The organism is Pelodictyon luteolum (genome assembly GCF_001622165.1).
Taxonomy (GTDB): Bacteria; Bacteroidota; Chlorobiia; order Chlorobiales; family Chlorobiaceae; genus Chlorobium; species Chlorobium luteolum_B.
Genome location: NZ_LVWG01000010.1, coordinates 1 through 7414, shown reverse-complemented (window position 1 = coordinate 7414; position 7414 = coordinate 1). Strand labels below are relative to the sequence as shown.

4 protein-coding genes and 1 pseudogene are annotated in these 7414 nt (G+C 58.7%); 2 read left to right on the top strand and 3 right to left on the bottom strand.

Translation table 11 applies throughout. The annotated features are described in order from the left end of the window. Positions 1-155 precede the first annotated feature (155 nt). Positions 156-668: a UpxY family transcription antiterminator gene (locus tag A3K90_RS01010; RefSeq protein ID WP_303680740.1), complete on the top strand. Its 513-nt coding sequence runs from the start codon at positions 156-158 to the stop codon at positions 666-668. A gap of 11 nt (positions 669-679) precedes the next feature. Here A3K90_RS01010 and A3K90_RS01005 read toward each other — a convergent pair whose 3' ends face one another. From A3K90_RS01005 to ppdK, 3 genes are all read right to left on the bottom strand, one after another. Further along, a complete protein-coding gene (locus tag A3K90_RS01005; RefSeq protein WP_303680739.1) occupies positions 680-1129 on the bottom strand; it encodes a PPC domain-containing DNA-binding protein in 450 nt (149 codons plus the stop codon). Positions 1130-1156: 27 nt separating this feature from the next. Beyond that, positions 1157-4033: an excinuclease ABC subunit UvrA gene (gene uvrA, locus A3K90_RS01000; protein WP_303680738.1), complete on the bottom strand. Its 2877-nt coding sequence runs from the start codon at positions 4031-4033 to the stop codon at positions 1157-1159. A gap of 211 nt (positions 4034-4244) precedes the next feature. Next, on the bottom strand, positions 4245-6995 hold the full coding sequence (gene ppdK, locus A3K90_RS00995) for a pyruvate, phosphate dikinase (RefSeq protein WP_303680737.1): 2751 nt from the start codon (positions 6993-6995) through the stop codon (positions 4245-4247). Positions 6996-7113: 118 nt separating this feature from the next. On the opposite strand from ppdK, the pseudogene A3K90_RS00990 reads away from it, so the two are divergent. Continuing rightward, positions 7114-7414, top strand: a pseudogene (locus A3K90_RS00990) (ABC transporter permease); the annotation flags it as partial.

The following is a 7414-nucleotide window of genomic DNA, read 5'->3' as shown; positions in this document are numbered from 1 at the left end:
TTTTTGCGATTATTTTGTTGTACAGCGCTGTATTTAGACCGTCAGTGATTACTTTGCACCCCCCTGTTGCGCATGGTTTACGCAGTGAACCGCCGGAATTGCGGGGAGTTTCCGTTCGCCGGAGGGGGAGACTGTAAATTTTAGGCTGTTAGTGTATGATTGAAGGTTTGGATCCGCACTGGTATGCGGTATATGTCCGGTCGCGGTACGAAAAAAAGGTCCACCAGTGGATGCTGGAAAAAGAGCTTACCAGCTTCCTTCCTCTCATGGAGACGGTCCGTCAGTGGAGCGACCGGAAGAAAAAAGTCTACGAACCCCTCTTCCGGGGTTATGTGTTCGTCCATATCGACATGAAGCACGAACATGTGAAGGTGCTTGAGACCGAAGGGGTGGTGAAGTTCATCGGCATCGGCCGGAACCCTTCAGTGATCAGCCCGCGTGATATCGAGTGGCTCAAGACGCTGGTCCGTGAGCCCGATGCGCTGCACCAGACGGTCTCATCGATCCCATACGGCAGAAAGGTCCGCGTGCTGGCCGGTCCCTTCAAGGACCTTGAGGGAGTGGTGGTCAAAGAGGGCCGCGAGGAGCGGCTGGTGGTGTTTTTCGAGAGCATCATGCAGGGCATCGAGGTGTCGATCAGCCCCGACCTTCTTCTTCAGCTGAAGTGAGGGTACTCCGTTCAGTCCTGAAGTTCCTTCCACAGCAACAGCCCCGTCTCACGGTCCAAAGAGCGTGAAAGCGCTGCCCCTCCGACGGGTTCGAACGCCTCGATGATATATTCGCAGGCAAACACCGTGGTGCCGGGTGCCAGATGCCCTCCGTTTACTCTCCCCTCCCGGTCGGCGAGCGCAATATGGGCGTGGATCATCGGGTTCCCTTCGGAAAGGGAGATATTGCCCATGAGGGAGACGATCTCCCGGCCTCCGTGGATGCTGCTGTAGCGGTATGCTCCCGCATGCTGGTCGTAATAGCCGATCCGGGCTCCGGTGACGGCGCCGATTGCCTCGATGCGCCCCATGCTCACGTTTTCCTCCCTGCAGACGGCACGGAGCCCTTCAAGGAGGTCCGCTCCTTTCCCCAGCCGTCCCATGATGCGGCGCTGCGCTTCAACCCTCCGCCGTATTGCCATAGTGACTCACTTATTGGTTTGCTGTTCTCATCCTTCTGTGCATGCTTCCAGCCGTTTAAGCTCTTCGGCCAGAAAACGGGCGGTCTGGGATGCTCCGTTGCGGGCCAGTTCTTCAGGTGTTCCTTCGCCAACGATGTAGCCCCCTTCATGTCCGCCTTCGGGACCGAGGTCGATGATCCAGTCGCTGTTCTGGATGATGTCAAGGTTGTGCTCGATGATGATGACGGTGTTGCCTTTGTCGACAAGACGGCGGAGGACCTCGAGCAGGTGCTGGATGTCCTGGAAATGCAGCCCGGTGGTCGGCTCGTCGAGGATGTAGAGCGTTTTTCCGGTCTGTATTTTCGCGAGTTCAGCGGAGAGCTTTATGCGCTGTGCCTCACCTCCCGAGAGCAGGGGCGAGGGCTGGCCGAGCTTGAGGTAGCCGAGTCCGACGCTCTGCATGGTGGAGAGGATTCTCTTTATGCGGGGGAAGTCCACGAAAAACTCAGCCGCCTCCTCAATGGTCATTTCAAGCACATCGGCAATCGATTTACCCCGGTATTTCACAAGCAGCGTTTCGCGGTTGTAGCGTTCACCCTTGCAGTTTTCGCACTGTACGTAAACATCAGGCAGGAAGTTCATCTCGATTTTACGCGTGCCGGCACCCTGGCAGGCCTCGCAACGTCCGCCCTTGACGTTGAAACTGAACCGGCCGGCCTTGTATCCGCGGATCTGCGCTTCGGGAAGGCGGCTGAAAAAGTCACGGATGAAGGTGAATGCGCCCGTGTAGGTCGCCGGATTGGAGCGCGGCGTACGACCGATCGGTGACTGGTCGACGGCGACGACTTTGTCGATGTGCTGCAGACCTTCAATTCCGCGCGAGGGGTATGCGGGGATTTTTGAGCGGTAGAAGTGTCGCGCCAGAATGGGGTAGAGTGTTTCGTTGATGAGGGTCGATTTACCGGACCCGCTGACCCCGGTGATGCTGACGAGGGCACCGAGAGGGATTGAGACGTCGACCCCTTTGAGGTTGTTCCCGCTGCATTCCCTGATCTTCAGGAACTTCTGTTCCTGGGGCTGTTCCTCGGGCTCTTTCGCTTCGGCCTTGCATGCCACCCTGAGGCGACCCGTGAGGTATCCTGCCGTCAGCGAGCGGGGGTCGAGCGATGCGGCCGGACCCTGGGTGACGATTTGGCCGCCGTATTCGCCGGCGCCGGGACCCATGTCGATGATTTCGTCGGCTTCCTGCATGGTGTCGCGGTCGTGCTCTACGACAAGTACGGTGTTGCCGAGGTCGCGGAGGCGAAGCAGGGATCCTATAAGCTTGTGGTTGTCGCGCTGGTGGAGACCGATGCTGGGTTCGTCAAGCACATAGAGGACGCCGCTGAGTTGCGAGCCGAGCTGCGAGGCGAGTCGTATGCGCTGGGCCTCTCCGCCGGAGAGTGTCTGCGATCCGCGGTCGAGCGACAGGTAGCCGAGGCCCACGTTCAGGAGGAACTCGAGCCGTTTGGTGATCTCATGCAGCACCGGTTCGGCAACCAGCTTTTCCTTCGGGCTGAGGTTCGGCTGTAGCGTGCTGAAGAAGTTGAGGGCTTCGGGAAGGGGAAGCGCTTCAGCTTCAGCGATGTTCAGTCCGCCTACCTTCACCAGCAGGCTGTCGCGCTTCAGGCGCGCTCCTCCGCATTCGGGGCAGGGCTGGCGGACCATGTAGCTTTCCGCCCATTCGCGGACTTTCGGCGTTGAGGCGTTGCTTCTTACCTCTTCGACGTAGGGAAGAGCCCCCGGGAATTTCTGCGGATAGGATGTGTCCTGCCCGGAGTAGGTATAGCTGACGTCGAAAGTCCTGCTGCCGGATCCCTGCAGAAGGATCTCCATGGCCTCGTCGGGGATGGCTGAAACCGGGGTGTCGAGAGTGAAGTTGAAGTCCCTGGCGATAGCTCGGATGACCTGCCAGAGGTTCCTCTTCCCGGGCTTGCCGAAGGGGTCGATGGCGCCTTCCGTGAGTGAGCGTGAGCGGTCGGGTACCATCAGCGCGGTGGAGAGCTGCATCTGCTCGCCGAGACCGTTGCATACGGGGCAGGCACCGAAGGGGGAGTTGAAGCTGAAGTGGTTCGGGGCAAGGGTGTCGACCGGCACGGAGCCATCGGAATAAGCGTAGCGCGTGCTGAATGTGAGCTGTTTTCCCGCACCGTTTTCCAGATCAAGAGGATCGCAGATGACGCTCGAGCGGTGCTCTGAGAGCGAGACTGCCAGATGCACCGCCTTCGTGATGCGTTCAAGGGCGTCGGGGCCGGTGACGAGCCTGTCGACAACGAGTTCAATGGTGTGGGTCCTGTAGCGTTCGAGCTGCATGTCCTTTACCATCTCGCGGTACTCTCCGTCAACACGTACCCGCACCCATCCCTTCAGCATGAGCCGCTCAAAGAGTTCGCGGTAATGGCCCTTGCGTCCGGTGACGAGCGGGGAGAGAATCTGGATTTTCGTGCCTGCCGGGAGGGCGGCGATTGCTGCCGTGATGTCCTCTTCGCTCTGTTTCTGGAGCATATAGCCTGTCACGGGGTCGTAGCGCCGTCCGGCTTTTGCATAAAGCAGGCGTACGAAATCATGGATTTCAGTGATGGTTCCTACCGTGGAACGGGGCGAACGGTTCGTGCTTTTCTGGTCGATGGCGATGACCGGCGACAGCCCTTCGATGAAGTCGACGTCGGGTCGTTCGATGTTGCCGATGTACTGGCGTGCATAGGGGGAGAGGGTTTCCATGAACCGCCGCTGCCCTTCGGCGTAGATGGTGTCGAAGGCGAGGCTGGATTTTCCCGAGCCGGACAGGCCCGTTATGACGACGAACCGGTTGCGGGGTATCTTGAGGGAGATGTTCTTCAGGTTGTGGACCCTTGCCCCCCTGATTGTGATATGACTGAAATCCATGCGGCTGCTCTGTCTTGAAGGTCGGAGGTGACGGCCCAAAAAAAATACTGTTCCTAAATCTATGAATGTTCCGTGAAACGGCAACCTTTCAACAGGTGCTATTTCAACAGGTGTTGAAGCTTCAGCGTTTCAGCCCTCTTTCTTGTTGGCGGACGGACAATGGAAAAAGGCGGCTGAAGCCGCCTTTCCACCATCCTTTCTCCATACTTCCTCAGCCGAGAAGTGCAGCCCGTGCCGCTGCAAGCCTGGCGACCGGGACCCGGTAGGGGCTGCATGAGACATAGTTGAGCCCTGTCTTGTGGCAGAACTCGACCGAGGCGGGATCGCCACCGTGTTCACCGCAGATGCCGAGCTTGAGATCCGGCTTCACGCTCCGGCCATCACTGGCCGAGATGGTGATGAGTCGTCCCACCCCCTCGATATCGATGGATTCGAACGGGTTACGCGGAAAAATGTCATACTGCTGATAGGTGGGGAGGAACTGCCCGGAGTCGTCGCGGCTCATGCCGAGTGTCATCTGGGTGAGGTCGTTGGTACCATAGCTGAAGAAGTCCGCTGCTGTGGCGATTTCGGCGGAGGTTATGGCCGCCCTCGGGACTTCGATCATGGTGCCGACGAGGTATTTGACTCCAATCCACTGCTCGGCGATGACGCTGCGGGCGGTCTTGTGGATGATTTTGGCGGTGATTTCAAGCTCTTTCAGGGTACTGACGAGCGGAACCATGATTTCCGGTACCACCTCGAGCCCCTCCTGGCGGAGTTGGCAGGCGGCTTCCATGATGGCCTGTACCTGCATGATGGTGATTTCGGGATGGAGGATACCGAGCCGGCATCCGCGCAGGCCGAGCATTGGGTTGAACTCGTGAAGGGCGGCGATGCGTTCTTTGACGTGTTCGTATGGTTTCCCCATGCCGATAGCCATGCGCATGATCTCTTCATCCGATTGGGGGAGGAACTCATGCAGGGGCGGGTCGAGCAGGCGGATGGTTACAGGGCGCGATCCCATCGTCTTGAACAGGCCGTAGAAGTCCTCCCGCTGGTAGGGAAGGAGTTTGCTGATGGCGGTGTTGCGTTCCTCCAGATCGTCGGCAAGGATCATCTCCCGCATGGCCTGGATGCGTTCACCCCCGAAAAACATGTGCTCCGTGCGGCAGAGGCCGATGCCTTCGGCGCCGAAGGTGATGGCAATGGCAGCCTGATCGGGCTGGTCGGCGTTGGCGCGGATCTGCAGGTGGCGGTATCGGTCGGCCCACTGCATGAGCTGGTTATATACCTCCCACGATGGAGCATCTTCAGGTTTACGGGTCCCATCGACCAGCACCTCGATGATTTCCGAGTTACGGGTCGGCAGACTACCTGCAATGACCTCTCCGGTGGTGCCGTCAAGGGAGAGGTCGTCACCTTCACGGAGTACCACGTTGCTCCCCTCGATGCGCATCTCTCCTTTCTGGTAATCGATCGACAGGGCGCCGCAGCCGACCACGCACACCTTGCCCATCTGTCGCGCAACGAGTGCGGCGTGGGATGTCATTCCGCCGCGTTCGGTAAGGATGCCCTCCGACACGGCCATACCCTTGATGTCTTCGGGAGAGGTCTCTATGCGCACCAGAATGACCGGCTCCCCCCGGCGGTTTCGTTCGGCGGCATCGGTGGCATTGAAGCAGATTTTGCCTGTAGCGGCTCCGGGCCCTGCGTTCAGGCCAGTCGCCAGCAGGCGCCCGCTCTGGACGGCCGCTTGTTTTTCCTTGACGTCGAACACCGGTCGGAGGAGCTGGTTGAGCTGTTCGGGTTCGATGCGAAGGATTGCCTCCTTTTCGTCGATCAGCCCCTCCTTGAACATGTCGACGGCTATTTTCAGCGCGGCGGGTCCGGTGCGTTTGCCTACCCTGCACTGGAGCATGAAGAGTATATTGTTTTCGATGGTGAACTCGATGTCCATCATGTCGCGGTAGTGCTTTTCGAGGGTTGCGCGGATATCATCAAGTTGGCGGTAGATTTCCGGGTTTTCCTCTTTCAGCTGCGAGATGTCGAGCGGGGTGCGGGTGCCGGCAACCACATCCTCGCCCTGCGCATTCATCAGGAACTCGCCGTAGAAGATGTTTTCGCCGGTTGCCGCATCGCGCGTGAAGGCGACGCCGGTGCCGCAGTTCTCGCCCATGTTGCCGAACACCATGGCCTGGACGTTGCATGCCGTACCCCAGTAGCCGGGGATGTGGTTCAGCCGGCGGTAAATGATGGCCCGTTCATTGTTCCAGCTTTCGAAGACAGCGCCGATTGCACCGCGGAGCTGTTCGTGTGGATCGTCGGGGAAGGATCTGCCCGTTTTATCCAGAATGGCGGCTTTGTACTGTCCCACGATTTCCTGCAGGTCTTTTGTACTGAACTCTGTATCGACCGTGATGCCGAGCTTGTGTTTCCTGGTTTCAAGAATCTCCTCGAACGGGTCTTTCTGTTTTTTGTCGGCCGGCTTCAAGCCGAGCACGACATCGCCGTACATTTGCACGAACCGGCGATAGCAGTCCCATGCAAAGCGCGGGTTGCCGGATTTGCGGGCAAGCCCCGCCACCGTCTGCTCATTGAGGCCGAGGTTCAGGATGGTGTCCATCATGCCGGGCATCGAAGCCCTGGCCCCTGAGCGAACTGAAATCAGGAGCGGGTTTTCCGGGTCCCCGAATTTTCTGCCGAGCGCCTCTTCAATGGTGGCCAGTGCCCGGGGAATCTCCTCTTCAAAGAGGCGTTCCGGGTAGGTTTGGCCGTGTTCGTAGTACCAGGTGCAGACTTCGGTGGAGATGGTGAAACCCGGAGGTACCGGCAGGCCGATGTTGGCCATTTCGGCCAGATTCGCTCCTTTTCCCCCGAGGAGGTTCTTCATCGAGGCGTCCCCTTCGGCCCGGCCGCCCGAGAAGGTGTAGATGAACTGCTTCGGTCCGCTTTTCCGGTTCGAGATTTCTCTGGTTGGCATGGTGTAATGCTGGTTGGTGGATTATGAACGGGAATGACTATTTTCAAGAAAAGAAACCCCAATCGGGAAAAAACAGCGGCTTCTCTGGCCGCCATCTACCTGTCGCCGTTTTTCACCTATGGATATCGAGTTAGCCGTCATATTTTTTCAAATCCTGCGCATTGCCGTACCCTATGTCCTGACCTCCGTCGGGGCGGTGTTTTCGGAGCGTGGCGGCGTGGTGAATCTGGCCCTTGAGGGGCTGATTCTTGCAGGCGCATTTGCGGCTTCGGCCGGCATGCACCTCACCGGTTCTGCTACGGCCGGTGTTGCATCCGCCATTCTGGCAGGCCTGTCGGTAGCCCTCCTCTTCGCCTTTATTACCGTAACCCTCGGCGCGGACCAGATCGTTTCCGGCATCGCCTTGAATATACTCATGA

Bases quoted from the DNA above. Each gene is read 5' to 3' on its own strand.
- A3K90_RS01010 (WP_303680740.1), top strand. From the start codon at position 156: ATGATTGAAGGTTTGGATCCGCACTGGTATGCGGTATATGTCCGGTCG.
- uvrA (WP_303680738.1), bottom strand. From the start codon at position 4,033: ATGGATTTCAGTCATATCACAATCAGGGGGGCAAGGGTCCACAACCTG.
- ppdK (WP_303680737.1), bottom strand. From the start codon at position 6,995: ATGCCAACCAGAGAAATCTCGAACCGGAAAAGCGGACCGAAGCAGTTC.
- A3K90_RS01005 (WP_303680739.1), bottom strand. From the start codon at position 1,129: ATGGCAATACGGCGGAGGGTTGAAGCGCAGCGCCGCATCATGGGACGG.